The sequence below is a fragment of the Nocardioides sp. NPDC092400 genome, assembly GCF_040684155.1.
In the GTDB taxonomy this organism is placed as follows: Bacteria; Actinomycetota; Actinomycetes; order Propionibacteriales; family Nocardioidaceae; genus Nocardioides.
On record NZ_JBFBFJ010000001.1, the window covers coordinates 830,369 to 846,606 of the forward strand.

Below are 16,238 nucleotides of genomic sequence, written 5' to 3' on the forward strand. Positions count from 1 at the left end.
CCGGGCGGGCGCCTCGTCGCAGGCTACCGCCGCCGTCGGACGCCTCTCCCATCCGGTACGCTGCCGCATCGATCCACCCGCCGACCCCGCCCAGCAGCCGCGACCTCCAGGGGGCCCCGCATGGCCGAACAGACCACGTCGTCGATCACCGTCGACGCCGCCCCGGCCGAGGTGATGGCGGTGATCGCCGACTTCGCGGCGTACCCGCAGTGGGCCAAGGGCGTGCAGACCGCCGACGTCGTCGCGACGTACCCCGACGGCCGCGCCGAGCGGGTCTTCTTCGCCCTCGACGTCTCGCCGATCAAGGACGAGTACACCCTCGAGTACCAGTGGGACGGCGACCGCGAGGTCACCTGGACCCTCGTCGAGGGCAAGATGCTGCGGGCCCTCGACGGCGCCTACGTGCTCCGCGACCTCGGCGGGTCCACCGAGGTGACCTACCGGCTCGCCCTCGACGTCTCGATCCCGCTCATCGGCATGCTGAAGCGCAAGGGCGAGAAGATCCTCATCGACACGGCGCTGAAGGGTCTGAAGAAGCGCGTCGAGTCGCGCTGACGCGCCGCATGCGCATCCTCCTGCTCACCGGCAAGGGCGGTGTCGGCAAGTCCACGGTCGCGGCCGGTACGGCGGCGCTCGCGGCCGCGGCCGGGCACCGCACCCTCGTGCTGTCCACCGACGCGGCCCACTCGCTGGCCGACGCCTTCGGCGTCGAGGTCGGTCCCGAGCCCACCGAGGTCGGGGAGCGGCTCTTCGTCCAGCAGGTCGACGCCCAGCTGCGGTTCCAGCAGTCCTGGGGCGAGGTGCAGCGCTACCTCCTCTCGGTCCTCGACACCGTCGGCGTCGACCGGCTGGCCGCGGAGGAGCTGACCGTGCTGCCCGGCGCCGAGGAGGTGCTGGCCCTGCTCGAGCTGCGGCTGCAGGTCCTCTCCGGGGAGTGGGACGTCGTCGTCGTCGACTGCGCGCCGACCGCGGAGACGCTGCGGCTGCTCGCGCTGCCCGAGGCGCTGGGGTGGTACATGCAGCGGGTCCTCCCGACCCAGGCCCGTGTCGTCAAGGCGCTCAAGCCCGTCCTCACCCGCGCCGCGGGCGTGCCGATGCCCGGTGGGAGCGTCTTCGAGGCCGTGGAGCGGCTGCACGCCGAGCTCGACGAGGTGCGCTCGCTGCTGCAGGGCCCGGACGCCAGCGTGCGGCTGGTCCTCACCCCCGAGGCGGTCGTCGCCGCCGAGGCGCGACGGAGCTGGACCACGCTGTCGCTCTACGGCTACCGCGTCGACGGCGTGGTGGCCAACCGGGTCTTCCCGCCCGCCGACGGCGACGACTGGCGCGCCGGCTGGGTCGCGGCCCAGGCGCGCGTGCTCGCTGACGTCGAGGAGTCGTTCGTCGGGCTGCCGGTGTGGCGCTCGGAGTACCGCGCCGCCGAGCCGGTCGGGGTCGACGCCCTGCGCACCCTCGCCGCCGACGTGTACGGCGGCTCCGACCCGCTCGCGGCGCCCGTGGGCGAGGGGCCCTTCCTCGTCACCCGCACCGGCGGCGGGGCCGTGCTGCGCCTCCGGCTGCCGCTGGTCACCCGCGCGGAGGTCGACCTGGCCCGCCGGCACGACGAGCTGGTCGTGACCGTCGGCTCCTACCGCCGCCTGCTGACCCTGCCCGCCGGCCTGGCGCGGCTCGACGTCGCCGGTGCCCGGGTCGAGGAGGGCGAGCTGCAGGTCCGGTTCCACGAGGCCCGGCCCGCGCACGCCCGGGGGGAGAGCGCATGAGCGACGACGAGCACGACCGGCCGGAGGACGTCGGCAGCGTGGCCGAGGAGGCCGCCAAGCTGTTCGGCGCGCTGGGCGACTGGGCGCAGGACAACGGCTCCGGACTGGGTGCGGGACTGGGTGCCGGGCTGGGCGGCTTCGCCGCCCAGGCGGCGGCCGCGGCCCGGCAGGTCGACGAGCACGTCGCCACCGGGGCCCCCGAGTGCACCTGGTGCCCGGTGTGCCGAGCCGTCCACGCCGTGCGCAGCACGAGCCCGGAGGTGCGCAACCACCTGCTGGCGGCAGGATCCTCCCTGTTGCAGGCGGCCGCGGAGGCACTCGCCACCGCGGTGCCCGAGGACCGTCGCCGGCCCCCCGACGGCGGGCCGCCGGCAGGCGCAGGAGTGGAACGGATCGACCTGGACCCCGACGACGGGGCTGACGAGTGGCCGGAGGACGAGGGATGACGCTCACGTGTGGCGTGGACGTCGGCGGGACGAAGATCGCCGGCGGTGTGGTGGACGAGGAGGGCAAGGTCCTCGAGGAGCTGCGCGTGGAGTCGCCCGCGACCGACGCGGAGGCGATCGAGGACGCCATCGCGGGGCTCGTCGCGGAGCTGCGCACCCGGCACGAGATCACGGCGGTCGGCGTCGGTGCGGCCGGCTACGTCGACAAGGGCCGCGCGGTGGTGATGTTCGCGCCGAACATCGCCTGGCGCGACGTACCCCTCAAGGCGGAGCTGGAGCAGCGCGTCGAGCTGCCGGTCGTGGTGGAGAACGACGCGAACGCCGCGGCCTGGGGCGAGTTCGTCTTCGGCGCCGGTCACGACGTCGACGACCTGCTGCTGGTCACCGTCGGCACCGGCATCGGCGGCGGCATCGTGCTGGACGGGCTCCTGCACCGCGGCGCGTTCGGCGCCGGCGCGGAGATCGGCCACATGCGCGTCGTCCCCGACGGCATCCGGTGCGGGTGCGGGAACCGCGGCTGCTTCGAGCAGTACGCCAGCGGCTCGGCGCTCGTGCGCGACGCCCGCGCCGAGGCGGTCACCGGCAACCCGGCCGCCCGCAGCCTCCTGGCGCGCGCCGGCGGCGACACCGCGGCCATCACCGGACCGCTCATCACCGAGGCGGCGCGTGCGGGCGACCCGTTCGCCGTGGCCCAGCTCGCCGAGCTGGGTCGTTGGCTCGGCGAGGGCATCGCCTCGCTCACCGCCGTGCTCGACCCCGCGGTGGTGGTCATCGGTGGCGGCGTCAGCGAGGCCGGCGAGCTGCTGCTCGGCCCCATCCGCACGGCGTTCGTTGCTGAGCTGCCCGCTCGCGGGCACCGCCCGACGCTCGAGATCCGCCGCGCCACGCTCGGCAACCGCGCCGGGCTCATCGGCGCGGCCGACCTCGCCCGCCGCTGAGGCGGCTCCCGTGGCCCTCCACATCGGCGTCGACGTCGGCGGCACCAAGGTGCTCGCCGCCGAGGTCGACGCCGTGGGCGCGGTGCTGCGCACGGCCCGGCGCTCCACCCCGGGGCGCCGCGTGGACGCCGTGCTCGTCGAGCAGGCGCTGACCGAGGCGGTCGCCGAGGTCGCCGACGGGCGCCGCGTCGACGGGGTGGGCCTCGCCGCGGCGGGCTTCGTGGACGCCGCGGGGGAGCGGGTGATGTTCGCGCCGCACCTGCCCTGGCAGGGCGAGGACGTGCGCGCCCGCCTCGCCGCCCGGTGGGGGACGACCGTCGCCCTCGACAACGACGCCAACTGCGCCGCCCTCGCCGAGGGGACGCTCGGCGCGGCGCGGGGCGTCGCGGACTTCCTGCTGATCACGATGGGCACCGGCATCGGCGGCGGCCTCGTCCTCGGCGGGCGCGTCCACCGCGGCCGCAACGGCATGGCCGGGGAGTTCGGCCACGCGCAGGTCGTGCCGGACGGCCAGCCCTGCGAGTGCGGCGGTGCCGGGTGCTGGGAGCAGTACTCCAGCGGCAACGCGCTCGTCCGCTTCGCCCGGGCCAGGATCGGCCGGGAGCCCACGATGCTGGAGCAGCTGTGCGGCGGCGATCCCAGCACGCTGGTCGGCCCGATGGTGACCGAGGCCGCCGAGCAGGGCGACCTGGTCGCCCGGCAGGCCTTCGCGTCCGTCGGGGACTGGCTCGGCGTCGGCCTGGCGAACCTCGTCGCGGCCTTCGACCCCGAGCTCGTGGTCGTCGGCGGCGGGGTCTCGGCCGCCGGTGACCGGCTGCTCGAGCCGGCCCGGCACGCCCTCGTCCGCTCGCTCGTCGGTGCCGCGCACCGCGAGGTCCCGCCCGTCGTCCGCGCCCGGTTCGGCCCGGAGGCCGGCGTGGTGGGTGGCGCGATCCTCGCGCGCCAGCGCTCCTAGCCGTACCTGGCCGGGCGCGCGGTCGCACATTTCATCGGCCGGCCGATGAATCTCCCGGTTGGCCGGTGAAACTTCAGCGGCCCACCGACAGTTTCAGCGGTCAGCCGATGAAATCTCCAGCAAGCCGGCCGACCACCCCCGAGGTCAGAGCTGGGCGCCGTCGTCCCAGGGGTCCCGCGGGCCGCGGGGCATCTGCCAGACCAGGTAGAGGAAGCCGCCGACGAACCCGGCGACCAGCGCGTAGGAGACCACCTGCGGCAGGCCGATGCCCAGCACCAGGAACAGCAGCAGGACGGCAGGGGCGCCGAAGACGCCGGTCCACGCGGCGAGGCGGGCGCCGACGGGGCGCGGCAGCGGCGGTGGCTCGGGCGGGACGAACCGCTCCTCGTCGGCACGCGCGAGGTCGCTCTCCGGCTCCTCGGGCAGCGGGACGTCGTACGTCGGCGGCGTGGCCGGAGCGGTCGGCGCGGGTGCCGGCGCAGGCGGTTCGTCGTCGAGGGTCGGCCGGTCGCCGTAGTTCTCGACGATCGAGCGCCAGACGTCGTCCTCGTCGTCGCGCTGCACGAGGACGAGGTTACGCGGCGGTGACCCGCCGCACGAACGCCGCGGTCTCCTCGACGATGGTGGGGAGGTCGTGGTCCAGCGTGGCCACGTGGTAGCTCTCCGGCAGCGACACCTCGGTGACGTCGCGCGAGGAGACGCCGGAGACGACGAGCGGCTGGGTGAGCCCGTCGACCACGTGGTCGACCGTCGAGCGGAGGTAGAGCAGCGGGGCCGTGACGCGCGGCAGGTCGGACACCAGCCCCGGCCACGCGCGGAACATCGAGTGGGCCGCCTTCAGCGGCGTCCGGGTGTAGCCGTGCTCCTCGGCGCCGGGCTTCTTGATGTCGTTCGCGATCCCGGGGAAGGACCCGACCACGTGCTTGAGCACCGGCAGCAGCCTGACGTCCTTGCGGGCCGTGGCCAGGGCGGGGTTGACCACGACGACCCCGGCCACCGCGTCGCCGTGGTCGGCCGCGAGGCGCAGGGTCAGCGCACCGCCCATGGAGAGCCCGCCGACCACGACCGCGTCGTGGGAGGCGCGCAGGTCGGCGAAGACGCGCGACAGCTCGGCGTACCAGTCGTCCCACGTGGTCGTGTTGCAGTCCTGCCACGTCGTGCCGTGCCCCGGCAGCCGCGGCACCTCCACGCCGTACCCCTGCTCCGCGAGCGCCTCGCCCCACGGCTTGATCGACGCGGGCTGGCCCGTGAAGCCGTGGCTGAGCAGCACGCCGACGCGTCGACCGCCGGTCAGCTCGGGGCGTGCCGGGGCGGACAGGGGAACGGCCAGCGGGTGGAGCGTCGGCTCGATCGTCATGGCGGCACCTTAGGTCTAGGGTTGCCTCGTCCGGGCCGGGTCGTGGAAGGTGCGCCGCGTGTTCTATTGGTTCCTGAAGTGGGTGGCCCTCGGGCCGTTCCTGCGCGTGATCTTCCGGCCGCAGGTCGCCGGCGCCGAGCACGTCCCCACCGACGGCCCGGCGATCCTCGCCAGCAACCACCTGTCGTACGCCGACTGGCTGTTCATGCCGCTCACGCTGCCGCGCCGGGTGACGTTCGTGGCGAAGGCGGAGTACTTCACCAGCCCGGGCATCAAGGGCTGGTTCCAGAAGCAGTTCTTCTCCGGTGCCGGCCAGGTCCCGATCGACCGCGGCGGTGCCAGCGCGGCCGAGGGCGCGCTGACCGCGGCCAAGCGGATCCTGGGGGAGGGCGGCCTGTTCGGCATCTACCCCGAGGGCACCCGGAGCCACGACGGCCGGCTCTACCGCGGCAAGACCGGTGTCGCCCGGCTCGCGCTCGAGACGGGTGTCCCGGTCATCCCGGTCGCCGTCGTCGGCACCGACGTGGTCGCACCCCCGGGCAAGACGTTCGGCACGTTCACCCGCCCGGTCGTGCGCTTCGGCAAGCCGCTGGACTTCTCCCGCTACGAGGGGATGAGCAACGACCGCTACATCCTGCGCTCGGTGACCGACGAGATCATGTACGAGATCATGCGGCTCTCCGGCCAGGAGTACGTCGACACCTACGCCGCCCAGGCCAAGGCCGAGTCCCGCAAGGCCCAGCGCGCCGAGCAGTCGGGCGACGCCGCGGCGGACCGTCCGGGCGAAGAGAAGAAGGCGTCCTGAGCGCAGACCCGGCCCGGTCCAGTGCCGGGCTGGCGGTCGAGGACCGGCTCTTCCGGGCGCTGGCCGTCCTGCGTGGGGTCACCCTGGCCAACGCGGTGGTGCTCAACCTCTACCGCGCCGAGAACTTCCAGCGCCCCGCCGGCGGGGTCGCCTGCGTGCTGGTGATGGCGGCGTGGACCGCCTTCGCCGTCTGGGCGTACGCCGCGCCCCGGCGCCGCACGGTCGTCCTGCTCGCCGCGGACCTCGCCGTGGCGGTCGCGCTGCTGGCGGCCACCCCCCTGGTGAAGGGCGACGGCTTCAACGCGACCGTCCCGGGGTTCTGGGTCGCGGGGGCGCTGCTGGCCTGGGCGGTCCGGTACCGCTGGGTGGGCGGCCTGGTGGCGGCCGCGGTGCTGGTGGCGGCCGACGTGCTGGTCCGCGAGGAGCTGACCCAGTCCAACTACGGCAACGTCTTCCTGCTCCTCATCGGCGGTCCGATCGTCGGCTTCATGTGCGGGTCGCTGCAGGAGATGGCCGCCGAGCGCGACCGCGCCGAGCGGTCCGCCGCCGCGGCTGCGGAGCGCGCCCGGCTGGCACGCGCCGTGCACGACGGCGTGCTGCAGGTGCTCTCCCTGGTCCAGCGGCGCGGCGCCGAGCTCGGCGGCGAGGCGGCCGAGCTGGCGCGGCTCGCGGGCGAGCAGGAGTCCCGGCTGCGGACCCTGATCCGCACCCAGGAGCGCACGACCGACGAGGCCGCCGGCGGGAGCGGAGCCGGCGCGGTCCTCGACCTGGCCGCGGAGCTCGGCCGGCTGGAGTCCCGCGCCCAGGTGACCGTCGCCGCGCCGGCGACCCCGGTCGAGCTGCCGCGCGACGTCGTGCAGGAGCTGTGCGCCGTGGTCGGCGCCTGCCTGGACAACGTCGCGAACCACGTGGGGGCGCAGGCCCCGGCCTGGGTGCTGCTCGAGGCGTTCCCCGACCGGGTCGAGCTCTCCGTGCGCGACGAGGGGCCCGGCATCCCCGAGGGCCGGCTCGAGCGGGCCGCGGCCGAGGGCCGGCTGGGCGTCAGCGAGTCGATCCGTGGCCGCGTCGCCGACCTCGGCGGGACCGCGACGCTGAGCACCGGCTCGTTCGGCACCGAGTGGGAGCTCGTCGTCCCGGTCCCCGCCCCCGGCTCCGCGGGAGCGGCGGACCGGCGCCGCTAGTCTCCGACCGTGCCTGTCAGACCCCAGCCCGTCAGCGAGCGGGAGATCACCGCCCCGGTCCCGCTCACCTCTGCCGACGGCCGGCTCAACCCCGACGCGGTCGGCTGGACCCGCACCCCGCTGCTCACCACGGACGGAGTCGGTCGTGGCCGCCTCGGTCGGGGTCGCAACAAGCGCTGGGAGTACTGGGCGGTGACCACGCCGACCCACGTGGTGGCCCTGGTGACCTCCGACATCGACTACGCAGCCGTCCACGGCATCTGGCTGCTCGACCGCGCCACGGGTGAGTCGGTCGCCCACGACGCGATCGGCGTGACCGGCCGCAGCGCGACGCTGCCCGGCACGCTGGGCCACGGACCGGTCCGCTCGCGGACGCGCCGGCTGCGGATCGACGTCGAGGAGGTCGAGGGCGGGACCCGCCTGCGGGCGAGCGGGCCGCGGGTCGAGGTCGACGTGGTGGCGCACCGGCCGGAGGGGCACGAGTGCCTGGGCGTGGTGGTGCCGTGGAGCGACCGTCTCTTCCAGTACACCGTCAAGGACGTCGCCCGCCCCGCGACCGGCACGATCCGCCTCGACGGGCTCGCCGCCGACGTACCGGCGGGGGAGTCGTGGGCGACCCTCGACCACGGCCGCGGCCGGTGGCCCTACGACGTGCGCTGGAACTGGGGCGCCGGCGCCGGACGCACCGACGGCCACGTCGTCGGCATCCAGGTGGGCGGGCGCTGGACCGACGGCACCGGCTCGGTCGAGAACTCCCTCTACGTCGACGGGCACCTCTCCAAGATCAGCGAGGAGCTGGTCTGGGACTACGACCGTGACGACTGGATGGCGCCCTGGCGGGTCTCGGGCGCCTCGGTCGACCTCGCCTTCACACCGTTCCACCTGCGCCGCTCCGTCACCGACCTGCGGGTCTTCGCGTCCCGCACCCACCAGTGCTTCGGGCACTGGGCGGGCCGGGTCCGCGACGACTCGGGAACGTGGGTGCGGGTGGCGGACGTGGTCGGCTGGGCCGAGGACGTCCACAACCGCTGGTGACCCCGTCCGGCGGTGGTCGCTAGCCTCGGGCGCGATGACCATCCACGACACCCACCCGTTCGCCGGTGCGGACGACCCGGTACGTCGCTTCCGGGGCCGGCTCGGCGGCACGGTCACCCTGTGGACGGCCGGGGCGGGCGCCGGACGGGCCGGGCTCACGGTGACGTCGCTGATGGTGGCCAACGGCGAGACGCCGCGGGTGCTCGCGCTGCTCGACCCCGACTCCGACCTCCTCGACGCCGTGCGCGACACGGGCCGGGCCGTCGTCCAGCTGCTCTCGTGGGCCGACCGCGGGCTCGCCGAGATGTTCGCCGGCACCGCACCGGCGCCGGGCGGGCTGTTCCGCCAGGCCGAGTTCGTGGACACCGCGCACGGCCCGCGGCTCGCCTCGACCACCACCTGGGCCGGTGTCGAGCTCGAGGAGGAGCGCGAGGTCGGCTGGTCGTCCCTGGTCACCTGCCGCCTCGTCGCGGCGGAGGCCGGCGAGGACGGCGACCCGCTCGGCCACCGGCGGGGACGCTGGCTGCGCCTGTCCCAGGAGAAGGGGAACCCATGACCGACCCGACGACGCCGATCCGCGTGATGGTCGTCGACGACCACCCGATGTGGCGCGACGCGGTCGAGCGGGACCTGCAGCAGGCCGGCTTCGAGGTCGTCGCGGTGGCCGCCACCGGCACCGAGGCGCTCGCGCGGTTCAAGGCGGCCCGGCCCCAGGTGGTCGTGCTGGACCTGCAGATCCCCGAGCCCGACGGCGTCGGTGTCACCCGCGAGGCGCTGGCCCACGACCCGTCGGCGCGGGTGCTCGTGCTGAGCGCGAGCGGGGAGCAGGCCGACGTGCTGGAGGCGGTCAAGGCCGGCGCGACCGGCTACCTGGTCAAGTCCGCCTCGCGGCAGGAGCTCCTCGACGCCGTACGCCGCGTGGCGCGCGGCGACACCGTGTTCACCCCCGGCCTCGCCGGCCTGGTGCTCGGCGAGTTCCGGCGGCTCTCGGACCCCGCGGCGGCCACCGACCCGACGCAGCCGCAGCTGACCGAGCGCGAGACCGAGGTGCTCAAGATGGTCGCGAAGGGGATGTCGTACAAGCAGATCGCCGAGCGGCTCGTGCTCTCCCACCGCACCGTGCAGAACCACGTCCAGAACACCCTGCGCAAGCTCCAGATGCACAACCGGGTCGAGCTCACGCGCTGGGCGATCGAGCAGGGCCTGGACGAGGACTGATCTCGGGGCCCCTGCAGGGGTCCCCGGTGCACCGGGGACTCCCGCGCTTACCGGGGCAGATCTGCCCCGGTAAGCGAGGGACTGCCCCGGGAAGTGGGAGCAGTGGGGTTCGAGTGACGCCGACCGACGGCCAGCCCGGCCAGCCCGGCCAGCCCGGCCAGCTCGGTCAGCCGCGGGCGGGGTGCGGCCTCCCGCCGCCGGGGGAGGCGTCGACGAGGTCGTGCTGCACGCCGTACCGCGCGCGCAGCCGGGCGTCCTGGGCCTCGCGGTACCGCTCGCCCCGGCGGGTACGCGGCCCGAGGGTCGGCGGCAGCCGGTCGAGCGCGGCGTTCACCGCGCCGAGCACCGGCCCGGCGGCGCGGACCGCGTGCTTGAGCCGCGTGTCGGCGATGCCGAGCTCGTCGGCGATCGCGTCCCCGATGAAGACCCGCTCCAGCGCGGCGACGACGGTCGGTGCGACCGGGTGCAGCACGGGCGGGACGAGCTGCTCGATCTCCGGCACGAGGAAGTCCGAGCCGATCGCGCCCACCAGCTCGCGGCAGTACTCGTCCACCGGCGGCCGGGTGAGCAGGTAGATCCCCTCGAGCGCCTCCTGCTCCGCCTCGTCGGTGGGCAGCAGCGCGGGGTCGATGCCGAGCAGGTGGCCGAGGTAGCGCCAGCGGGCGTAGTACGCCGCCTGCTCCTCCGGACGGTACGGCGCACCGATGGCGCGCATGCCGCGCAGCGGGATCAGGCAGAACTCGACGAGGGTGTAGGCCAGGTAGGACTGGCAGATCGGGACGCCCCAGGCGGCGAGGTCCCAGGCATCGTCGTCGAGCAGCGAGCGTCGCACCAGCGCATGGATGACCCGCACCCGCACGGTGAGCTCGAAGCCGTCGGCGAAGCGGGACAGGCCGCCCTGCGCGTTCGCCGCGACCAGCCAGGAGGCGACCTCGATGGTGCGCATGCCGGCGTTCTCGATGTAGCGGCCGGTCATCTCCAGCGGCCGCGAGGCCGCCGAGTTGGCGTAGCCGCTCACCAGGGACGCCGCGCCGAGCACGATGCCGGCCTGCCGGGTGTAGCGGCCCAGGTGCGCACCGGCCCGGTCGATCCCCTCGAGGTCGACCCACTCCGGGGTGGCGTCCAGCTGGGCGAACAGCGCGCGCAGCGAGTCCGGCGCGTCCGGCACCGCCCCGATGCCCTCGCGGCAGGCGGTGCGCAGCATCCGCATCGCCCTGCCGTGCCCCAGGCGCGGGACGTCCGCGACGAAGGCGTCGGCCAGCGGGTCGCCGTCCCACATCGCGGCGAGGTACGTCGCCGCCAGCTGCGGGTAGCGCTGCCGCGCCAGCTCGACGTGGCGCAGGGTGGCGGGCAGGGGGCGCTCGGCGAGGAGTCGGCCGGTGGTCGCGGCTTGCATGCCACGACCCTAGAAGTGAGGATGTCTCACCTTCCATTCACTTCTCTCCGGTCTCCCGACAGGACGTAGACATGGCCCACAAGCAGCGGATCCTGCCCACGCAGCAACGTGCCGTGCAGATGCGCAGGGCCCTGCTCGACGCTGCCCTTCACCTTCTCGGCGAGCGCGGCGCCGCCGGGCTGACCACCACCGCGATCGTGGAGCGCGCCCACGTCAGCACCGGCACCTTCTACCGGTACTTCAACGACAAGGCGGAGATCGTCACGGCGCTGCGCGACGAGGCCGTCGCGGCGGTCGACCGGGACCTCCGCGAGGCGGTGGTCCGCGCGCTCGACCTCGACCTGCCCGACGCGGTACGCGAGATCGTCTCGACGCTGGTGTCCGGCTTCGAGGAGCACGGCCCGGTCGTGCTGGCCGTCGTCGACGCCCAACCGGGCGGCATCAACGCCAACGTGCTGCCGGAGATCGAGCGGGACCTCTTCCACCTCGCGGCCGTGATCCCGCGGCGGCACCTGCCCGGCGTGCCCCCCGAGCGGCTGGAGGCGCTGGTGTTCATGACCATGGGCGTGGTGGTCGCGACCTCGCTGCGGATCGCGCTGTTCCGCCCGCCGGGCTCGGACCGTGAGGCGCTGGTCGACGTGGCGACCTCGATGCTCGTCGCGGGGCTGCGGTCCTGACCGGCGGCGCGCTCGCGGGCGGGGCATGGGTAGGTTCCCGGCATGGCCGACGCGACGAGCGAGCTGCTGGCGATCGCCGACGAGCTCTACGCGCTCGACCTCGCGGAGTTCACCCCGGCACGCGACGCCCGGGCCAAGGAGCTCAAGGGCACCGACCTGGCCAAGCCCGTCAAGGCGCTGCGGAAGCCCGCGACGGCCGCGTGGGTGGTCAACCTGCTCGTGCGGCACGAGACCGAGCAGGTCGGGCAGGTGCTGGCCGTCGGTGCGGCCCTGCGCGAGGCGCAGGCGTCGATGTCGGGGGAGGAGCTGCGCGCGCTGACCCGCCAGCGCCGCCAGCTCACGGCCGCGGTCACCAGCCAGGCCCGCGCCGTGGCCAAGGAGCACGGCCTCCGCGTCACCGATGCGGTGGCCGACCAGGTCGAGGCCACGCTCACCGCCGCGATGGTGGACGAGGGCTGCGCGAAGGCGGTCCGCAGCGGCCTGCTCGTGGCGTCCATCGAGGCGACCGGCGTCGAGGAGGCGGACGCGGGTGCGGCCGTGGCGCTGCCCGAGGCGCTCGGGTTCGCCGCCGTCCCACGGGAGTCCGCACCGCCGCCCTCGCGGCCGAGGCTGGAGGTCGTCCCCGACCCGGAGGCGGACGCCAAGGTCCGCCGCGCCGCCGAGGAGAAGCTGGCGCAGGCCGAGTCCGAGCTCGCCGAGGCACAGTCGGACCTCGACGAGGCGGGCGAGGAGGTCTCCCGCCTGGAGGCCCGCGGCCTCCAGCTCCAGGCCGAGATCGACGAGCTCAAGGCCAGGATCGCGGCGCTCGAGGAGGACCACGACGCCCTCGACGAGGAGCTGGCCGACGCCGAGGACACCCGCGACGAGGCCAGCGCCGCGGTCGACGACCTCACCCGCGCGCGCGACGCGGCCAGGGCGGCGCTGGAGGGGCTCGGCGGGTGAGGCGGCGGCTGAGGCCGGGCCTCAGACCTGCGCCCACCCCTTCGAGCGCTCCACGGCCTCGCGCCACCGCACGTGGGAGGCGTCGTACGCCGTGCGGTCGCGGCCGGGGGTGAAGGAGCGGTCGAGCGCCCAGGTCTCCCGCAGCTCGTCGGTCGACGACCAGACGCCGGTGCCGAGGCCGGCGAGGAACGCCGCACCGAGGGCCGTCGTCTCGACCAGCTCGGGCCGCTCGACGGGCACGCCGATCTGGTCGGCCTGGACCTGGCAGAGCAGGTCGTTGGCCGAGGCGCCGCCGTCGACCCGCAGCGACGACAGCGCGGCGGGCATGGTCTCGAGCACGTCGCGGACCTCGAAGGCGATCGCCTCGAGGGTCGCGCGGACCAGGTGCGCCCGCGTGGTGCCGCGGGTGACGCCGATGATCAGCCCGCGGGCGTGCGGGTCCCAGTGCGGGGCGCCGAGCCCGGTGAGCGCGGGGACGAAGACGACGCCCTCGCTGGAGGGCACCGTCGCGGCGATGGCCGCGGTCTCCGCGGCCGAGCCGACGACCTGGAGACCGTCGCGCAGCCACTGCACCGCCGCGCCGGTCACGAAGATGGCGCCCTCGAGCGCGTAGGTCAGCTCGCCGTCGGGGGAGCGCCAGGCGGCGGTCGACAGCAGCCCGGCGTCGGACCGGGGCAGCTCGGTGCCGCAGTTGGTGAGGATGAACGAGCCGGTGCCGTAGGTGCACTTGGAGTCGCCCACGTCGAAGCAGGTCTGGCCGAAGAGCGCGGACTGCTGGTCCCCGGCGATGCCCGCGATCGGCAGGGACAGGTCGAGGAAGGACCGGGGGTCCGTGACGGCCAGCTCGCCCCAGTTGGGCACCAGCTCTGGCAGCGCGTCGCGCGGCACGCCGAAGAGCCCGCACAGCTCGTCGCTCCAGTCGCCGGTGCCGAGGTCCATGAGCAGCGTGCGGCAGGCGTTGGAGACGTCGGTGACGTGGTGCAGGCCGCGGGTCATCCGGGCGACCAGGTAGGAGTCGACCGTGCCGACGGCGTACCGGCCCTCCTCGACCAGCGCCCACGTGTGCGGCTCGTGCTCGGCGATCCACGCCAGCTTGGTGCCGGAGAAGTACGGGTCCAGCCGCAGCCCGGTCAGCTCGGCGACCCGGTCCTCGTGCCCAGCGTCGCGCAGGCGCGTGCAGATGTCGGCGGTGCGCCGGTCCTGCCACACGATCGCCCGGCGCGGCGACCCCAGGGTCTCCCGGTCCCACAGCAGGACCGTCTCGCGCTGGTTGGTGATCCCGACGCCTCGCAGCTCGGAGCGGTCGACCCGGCCCAGCACCTCGCGGCACGCCTCGAGCGTGGCCTGCCAGATCTCCTCCGGGGAGTGCTCGACCCAGCCGGGCTGCGGGAAGTGCTGGGCGAACTCCTGGTAGCCCTTGGCGGCGATCCGGCCGTCCGGGGTGACGACGACGGCGGTGACGCCGGTGGTGCCGGCGTCGATCGCCAGCACGCTCACGCGGTGCCCCGCACGACCTCGAGCACCCGCTGGTCGATCCAGGTCAGCTCCGGGTCGACCCGCATCTCGTAGTTCTCGGTGCCGACCCAGGCGGCGAAGTCGCGGTGCCCGCGGTCGGTCGCGAACGCCTCGAGCTCGCGCCGCAGCTCGTCGTCGACCGGCACCTTCTCCTCCTCGGTCGAGGCGGTGAGGTAGAGGTCGTTGAGGTCCAGCAGCCGCCCGAGCTCGGCGACCGGTGCGGCGTGGTCGTCGACGCGCAGGTCCACCGCGATGTCGTCGCCGCCGGCGTACCCGGCACCCTCGCTGACCACGAGCAGGGCGGCCGACTGGCGCCCACGCCTGTCGCCGCCGGCCTCGTCACCGGCGGCGAGCGCGGCGAGCAGGCGGTGCGCCAGGGGCGCGGCGGGGTCGGAGCCCTCGAACGCGCGCTGCATCGCCTCGACGACCTCCGGGCCGGTGAGCACGTTGCCCTGGACGGCGTACCCCTCGCCGGTGGCGCCGCCGGCCCAGTCCAGGCAGTCGGTCCCGGTGTGCGTGGCGGCGTTGCCGTCGACGTCGACGATGCCGACCTGGCGGTCCGCGCGCCCCTCGTCCTCCTCCAGCAGCCGGTCGAGCGCGACCTGCGCGGTGGCGCCCTCGTCGAGGTGGGCGAGCGCGATGCCCTTGTAGGCCACGTTGGCGTCTGCCTGGGTGGCGATCGCGCCGACCTCGGCGACTGCGGCGGGCACGACGGCCCCGACGGCGAGGAACTTCGAGGCGACGGCGACGCCCCAGGACTCGCCGTCGGCGGCGCGGGCCACGATCGAGAAGGTCATGGCGGGAGGGTAGCGAGCGGCACCGCCGGCTCGGCCCGCCCCGGGACGCACCGGGCGGAGGAACCGCTACCCGCGTGACCTCGGGCGCACTAGGGTCGGCGACGACTTGAACGATCCAAGGCCACCGGGCCCGCGGCCACCACGCGGTCGCGGCCACGGCCACGACCCTCAGGAGGTCCGATGCGCGTCGGAGTGCTCACCGGCGGGGGCGACTGCCCCGGTCTGAACGCGGTCATCCGGGCGGTCGTCCGCAAGGGCGTCCGCGAGCACGGCTTCGAGCTGGTCGGCTTCCGCGACGGCTGGAAGGGGCCGCTCGAGGGGCTGACCATGGAGCTGGGCATCGAGCAGTGCCGCGGCATCCTCCCGCGCGGCGGCACGATCCTCGGCTCCTCGCGCACCAACCCCTTCGCGATCGAGGGCGGCGTCGAGCGGATCAAGGACAACCTCGCCGCGCACGGCGTCGACGCGCTCGTGGCGATCGGCGGCGAGGACACCCTCGGCGTCGCCACGAAGCTGGCCGAGCTCGACGTCCAGGTGGTCGGGGTGCCGAAGACGATCGACAACGACCTCTCGGGCACCGACTTCACCTTCGGCTTCGACACGGCCGTCAACATCGCGACCGAGGCGATCGACCGGCTGCACACCACCGCCGAGTCCCACCACCGCGTGCTCGTCGTGGAGGTCATGGGCCGACACGCCGGGTGGATCGCCCTGCACGCCGGCATCGCGGGCGGCGCCAGCGCCGTGCTGATCCCCGAGCAGCCCTTCGACATCGACAAGGTCTGCGCCCACGTCGAGACGCGGTTCCAGAGCGAGTACGCCCCGGTCATCGTGGTCTCCGAGGGCGCCGTCCCGGTCGAGGGCGGCGACATGACGCTGGTGTCGGGGGAGAAGGACGCCTTCGGCCACGTGCGGCTCGGCGGCATCGGCGACCGGCTCGCGGCGGAGATCGAGGCCCGCACGGGCAAGGAGGCCCGGGCGGTCGTCCTGGGCCACGTCCAGCGCGGCGGCACGCCCACGGCGTTCGACCGCTGGCTGGCCACGCGGTTCGGCCTGCAGGCGATCGACGCGGTCGCCGACGGCGACTTCGGGACGATGATGGCGCTGCGCGGCACGAAGATCGTCCGCGTCCCGCTCTCCGAGGGCACCGCCGAGCTCAAGGTGGTCAGCCCCGAGGAGTACGCCGAGGCGCAGGTCTTCTTCGGGTAGCCGCGAGGGG

Annotated in this window: 18 protein-coding genes; 13 read left to right on the forward strand and 5 right to left on the reverse strand. The window is 74.8% G+C overall.

What is annotated here, in order from left to right; genetic code table 11:
• Positions 1-120 precede the first annotated feature (120 nt).
• From AB0N29_RS04100 to AB0N29_RS04120, 5 genes are read left to right on the forward strand one after another with little or no spacing between them, the layout of a single operon-like run.
• The gene (locus AB0N29_RS04100; RefSeq protein ID WP_302270709.1) at positions 121-555 is read left to right on the forward strand and encodes an SRPBCC family protein; all 435 of its coding nucleotides are present in this window, start codon (positions 121-123) and stop codon (positions 553-555) included.
• An 8-nt stretch (positions 556-563) separates the two neighbouring features.
• Positions 564-1,757 (forward strand): ArsA family ATPase, encoded by a 1,194-nt coding sequence (locus AB0N29_RS04105; RefSeq protein ID WP_364864315.1) that lies wholly within the window; start codon positions 564-566, stop codon positions 1,755-1,757.
• Positions 1,754-2,203 carry a hypothetical protein gene (locus tag AB0N29_RS04110; RefSeq protein ID WP_364864317.1) on the forward strand — a complete coding sequence of 150 codons (450 nt, stop codon included), beginning with the start codon at positions 1,754-1,756 and terminating at the stop codon, positions 2,201-2,203. Before AB0N29_RS04105 ends, AB0N29_RS04110 begins: the two co-directional genes overlap by 4 nt.
• Positions 2,200-3,141, forward strand: coding sequence for an ROK family glucokinase (locus AB0N29_RS04115; protein ID WP_302270715.1), 942 nt, complete (start codon positions 2,200-2,202; stop codon positions 3,139-3,141). The genes AB0N29_RS04110 and AB0N29_RS04115 overlap by 4 nt, the downstream gene beginning before the upstream one ends.
• 10 nt (positions 3,142-3,151) lie before the next feature.
• Positions 3,152-4,096, forward strand: a complete 945-nt coding sequence (locus tag AB0N29_RS04120) for an ROK family protein (RefSeq protein ID WP_364864320.1) — start codon at positions 3,152-3,154, stop codon at positions 4,094-4,096.
• Positions 4,097-4,240: 144 nt separating this feature from the next.
• Here AB0N29_RS04120 and AB0N29_RS04125 read toward each other — a convergent pair whose 3' ends face one another.
• Both AB0N29_RS04125 and AB0N29_RS04130 read right to left on the reverse strand, forming a co-directional pair.
• Entirely contained in the window at positions 4,241-4,660 is a 420-nt protein-coding gene (locus AB0N29_RS04125) for a hypothetical protein (protein ID WP_302270718.1), read from the reverse strand.
• A 10-nt stretch (positions 4,661-4,670) separates the two neighbouring features.
• Entirely contained in the window at positions 4,671-5,453 is a 783-nt protein-coding gene (locus tag AB0N29_RS04130) for an alpha/beta fold hydrolase (RefSeq protein WP_364864323.1), read from the reverse strand.
• Between the two features lie 58 nt (positions 5,454-5,511).
• Here AB0N29_RS04130 and AB0N29_RS04135 point away from each other — a divergent pair, with 58 nt between their 5' ends.
• Genes AB0N29_RS04135 through AB0N29_RS04155 form a run of 5 tightly spaced genes read left to right on the forward strand, consistent with a single transcriptional unit; the run spans position 5,512 to position 9,692 of the window.
• A complete protein-coding gene (locus tag AB0N29_RS04135; RefSeq protein WP_364864325.1) occupies positions 5,512-6,258 on the forward strand; it encodes a lysophospholipid acyltransferase family protein in 747 nt (248 codons plus the stop codon).
• A gap of 29 nt (positions 6,259-6,287) precedes the next feature.
• Positions 6,288-7,439 carry a DUF5931 domain-containing protein gene (locus tag AB0N29_RS04140; protein WP_364865442.1) on the forward strand — a complete coding sequence of 384 codons (1,152 nt, stop codon included), beginning with the start codon at positions 6,288-6,290 and terminating at the stop codon, positions 7,437-7,439.
• A 9-nt stretch (positions 7,440-7,448) separates the two neighbouring features.
• The gene (locus AB0N29_RS04145) at positions 7,449-8,474 is read left to right on the forward strand and encodes a DUF2804 domain-containing protein (protein ID WP_364864327.1); all 1,026 of its coding nucleotides are present in this window, start codon (positions 7,449-7,451) and stop codon (positions 8,472-8,474) included.
• Positions 8,475-8,508: 34 nt separating this feature from the next.
• Entirely contained in the window at positions 8,509-9,030 is a 522-nt protein-coding gene (locus AB0N29_RS04150; RefSeq protein ID WP_364864329.1) for a flavin reductase, read from the forward strand.
• Positions 9,027-9,692, forward strand: a complete 666-nt coding sequence (locus AB0N29_RS04155) for a response regulator transcription factor (protein WP_364864331.1) — start codon at positions 9,027-9,029, stop codon at positions 9,690-9,692. Before AB0N29_RS04150 ends, AB0N29_RS04155 begins: the two co-directional genes overlap by 4 nt.
• A 166-nt stretch (positions 9,693-9,858) precedes the next feature.
• Here AB0N29_RS04155 and AB0N29_RS04160 read toward each other — a convergent pair whose 3' ends face one another.
• Positions 9,859-11,088, reverse strand: a complete 1,230-nt coding sequence (locus AB0N29_RS04160) for an oxygenase MpaB family protein (RefSeq protein ID WP_364864333.1) — start codon at positions 11,086-11,088, stop codon at positions 9,859-9,861.
• A gap of 71 nt (positions 11,089-11,159) precedes the next feature.
• On the opposite strand from AB0N29_RS04160, the gene AB0N29_RS04165 reads away from it, so the two are divergent.
• Positions 11,160-11,765, forward strand: a complete 606-nt coding sequence (locus AB0N29_RS04165) for a TetR/AcrR family transcriptional regulator (protein WP_302270724.1) — start codon at positions 11,160-11,162, stop codon at positions 11,763-11,765.
• 42 nt (positions 11,766-11,807) lie between these two features.
• A complete protein-coding gene (locus tag AB0N29_RS04170) occupies positions 11,808-12,707 on the forward strand; it encodes a hypothetical protein (protein WP_364864336.1) in 900 nt (299 codons plus the stop codon).
• Between the two features lie 21 nt (positions 12,708-12,728).
• Here AB0N29_RS04170 and AB0N29_RS04175 read toward each other — a convergent pair whose 3' ends face one another.
• The gene (locus tag AB0N29_RS04175) at positions 12,729-14,204 is read right to left on the reverse strand and encodes a glycerol kinase (protein WP_364864338.1); all 1,476 of its coding nucleotides are present in this window, start codon (positions 14,202-14,204) and stop codon (positions 12,729-12,731) included.
• Positions 14,201-15,019 (reverse strand): DUF1028 domain-containing protein, encoded by an 819-nt coding sequence (locus AB0N29_RS04180; RefSeq protein WP_364864340.1) that lies wholly within the window; start codon positions 15,017-15,019, stop codon positions 14,201-14,203. Before AB0N29_RS04180 ends, AB0N29_RS04175 begins: the two co-directional genes overlap by 4 nt.
• 180 nt (positions 15,020-15,199) lie before the next feature.
• Here AB0N29_RS04180 and AB0N29_RS04185 point away from each other — a divergent pair, with 180 nt between their 5' ends.
• Positions 15,200-16,228, forward strand: a complete 1,029-nt coding sequence (locus tag AB0N29_RS04185; protein ID WP_364864343.1) for a 6-phosphofructokinase — start codon at positions 15,200-15,202, stop codon at positions 16,226-16,228.
• Positions 16,229-16,238: the final 10 nt, after the last annotated feature.

Coding starts and splice junctions, on each gene's coding strand:
- AB0N29_RS04100 (WP_302270709.1), top strand. CDS start 121: ATGGCCGAACAGACCACGTCGTCGATCACCGTCGACGCCGCCCCGGCC.
- AB0N29_RS04105 (WP_364864315.1), top strand. CDS start 564: ATGCGCATCCTCCTGCTCACCGGCAAGGGCGGTGTCGGCAAGTCCACG.
- AB0N29_RS04110 (WP_364864317.1), top strand. CDS start 1,754: ATGAGCGACGACGAGCACGACCGGCCGGAGGACGTCGGCAGCGTGGCC.
- AB0N29_RS04115 (WP_302270715.1), top strand. CDS start 2,200: ATGACGCTCACGTGTGGCGTGGACGTCGGCGGGACGAAGATCGCCGGC.
- AB0N29_RS04130 (WP_364864323.1), bottom strand. CDS start 5,453: ATGACGATCGAGCCGACGCTCCACCCGCTGGCCGTTCCCCTGTCCGCC.
- AB0N29_RS04150 (WP_364864329.1), top strand. CDS start 8,509: ATGACCATCCACGACACCCACCCGTTCGCCGGTGCGGACGACCCGGTA.
- AB0N29_RS04155 (WP_364864331.1), top strand. CDS start 9,027: ATGACCGACCCGACGACGCCGATCCGCGTGATGGTCGTCGACGACCAC.
- AB0N29_RS04160 (WP_364864333.1), bottom strand. CDS start 11,088: ATGCAAGCCGCGACCACCGGCCGACTCCTCGCCGAGCGCCCCCTGCCC.
- AB0N29_RS04165 (WP_302270724.1), top strand. CDS start 11,160: ATGGCCCACAAGCAGCGGATCCTGCCCACGCAGCAACGTGCCGTGCAG.
- AB0N29_RS04170 (WP_364864336.1), top strand. CDS start 11,808: ATGGCCGACGCGACGAGCGAGCTGCTGGCGATCGCCGACGAGCTCTAC.
- AB0N29_RS04180 (WP_364864340.1), bottom strand. CDS start 15,019: ATGACCTTCTCGATCGTGGCCCGCGCCGCCGACGGCGAGTCCTGGGGC.
- AB0N29_RS04185 (WP_364864343.1), top strand. CDS start 15,200: ATGCGCGTCGGAGTGCTCACCGGCGGGGGCGACTGCCCCGGTCTGAAC.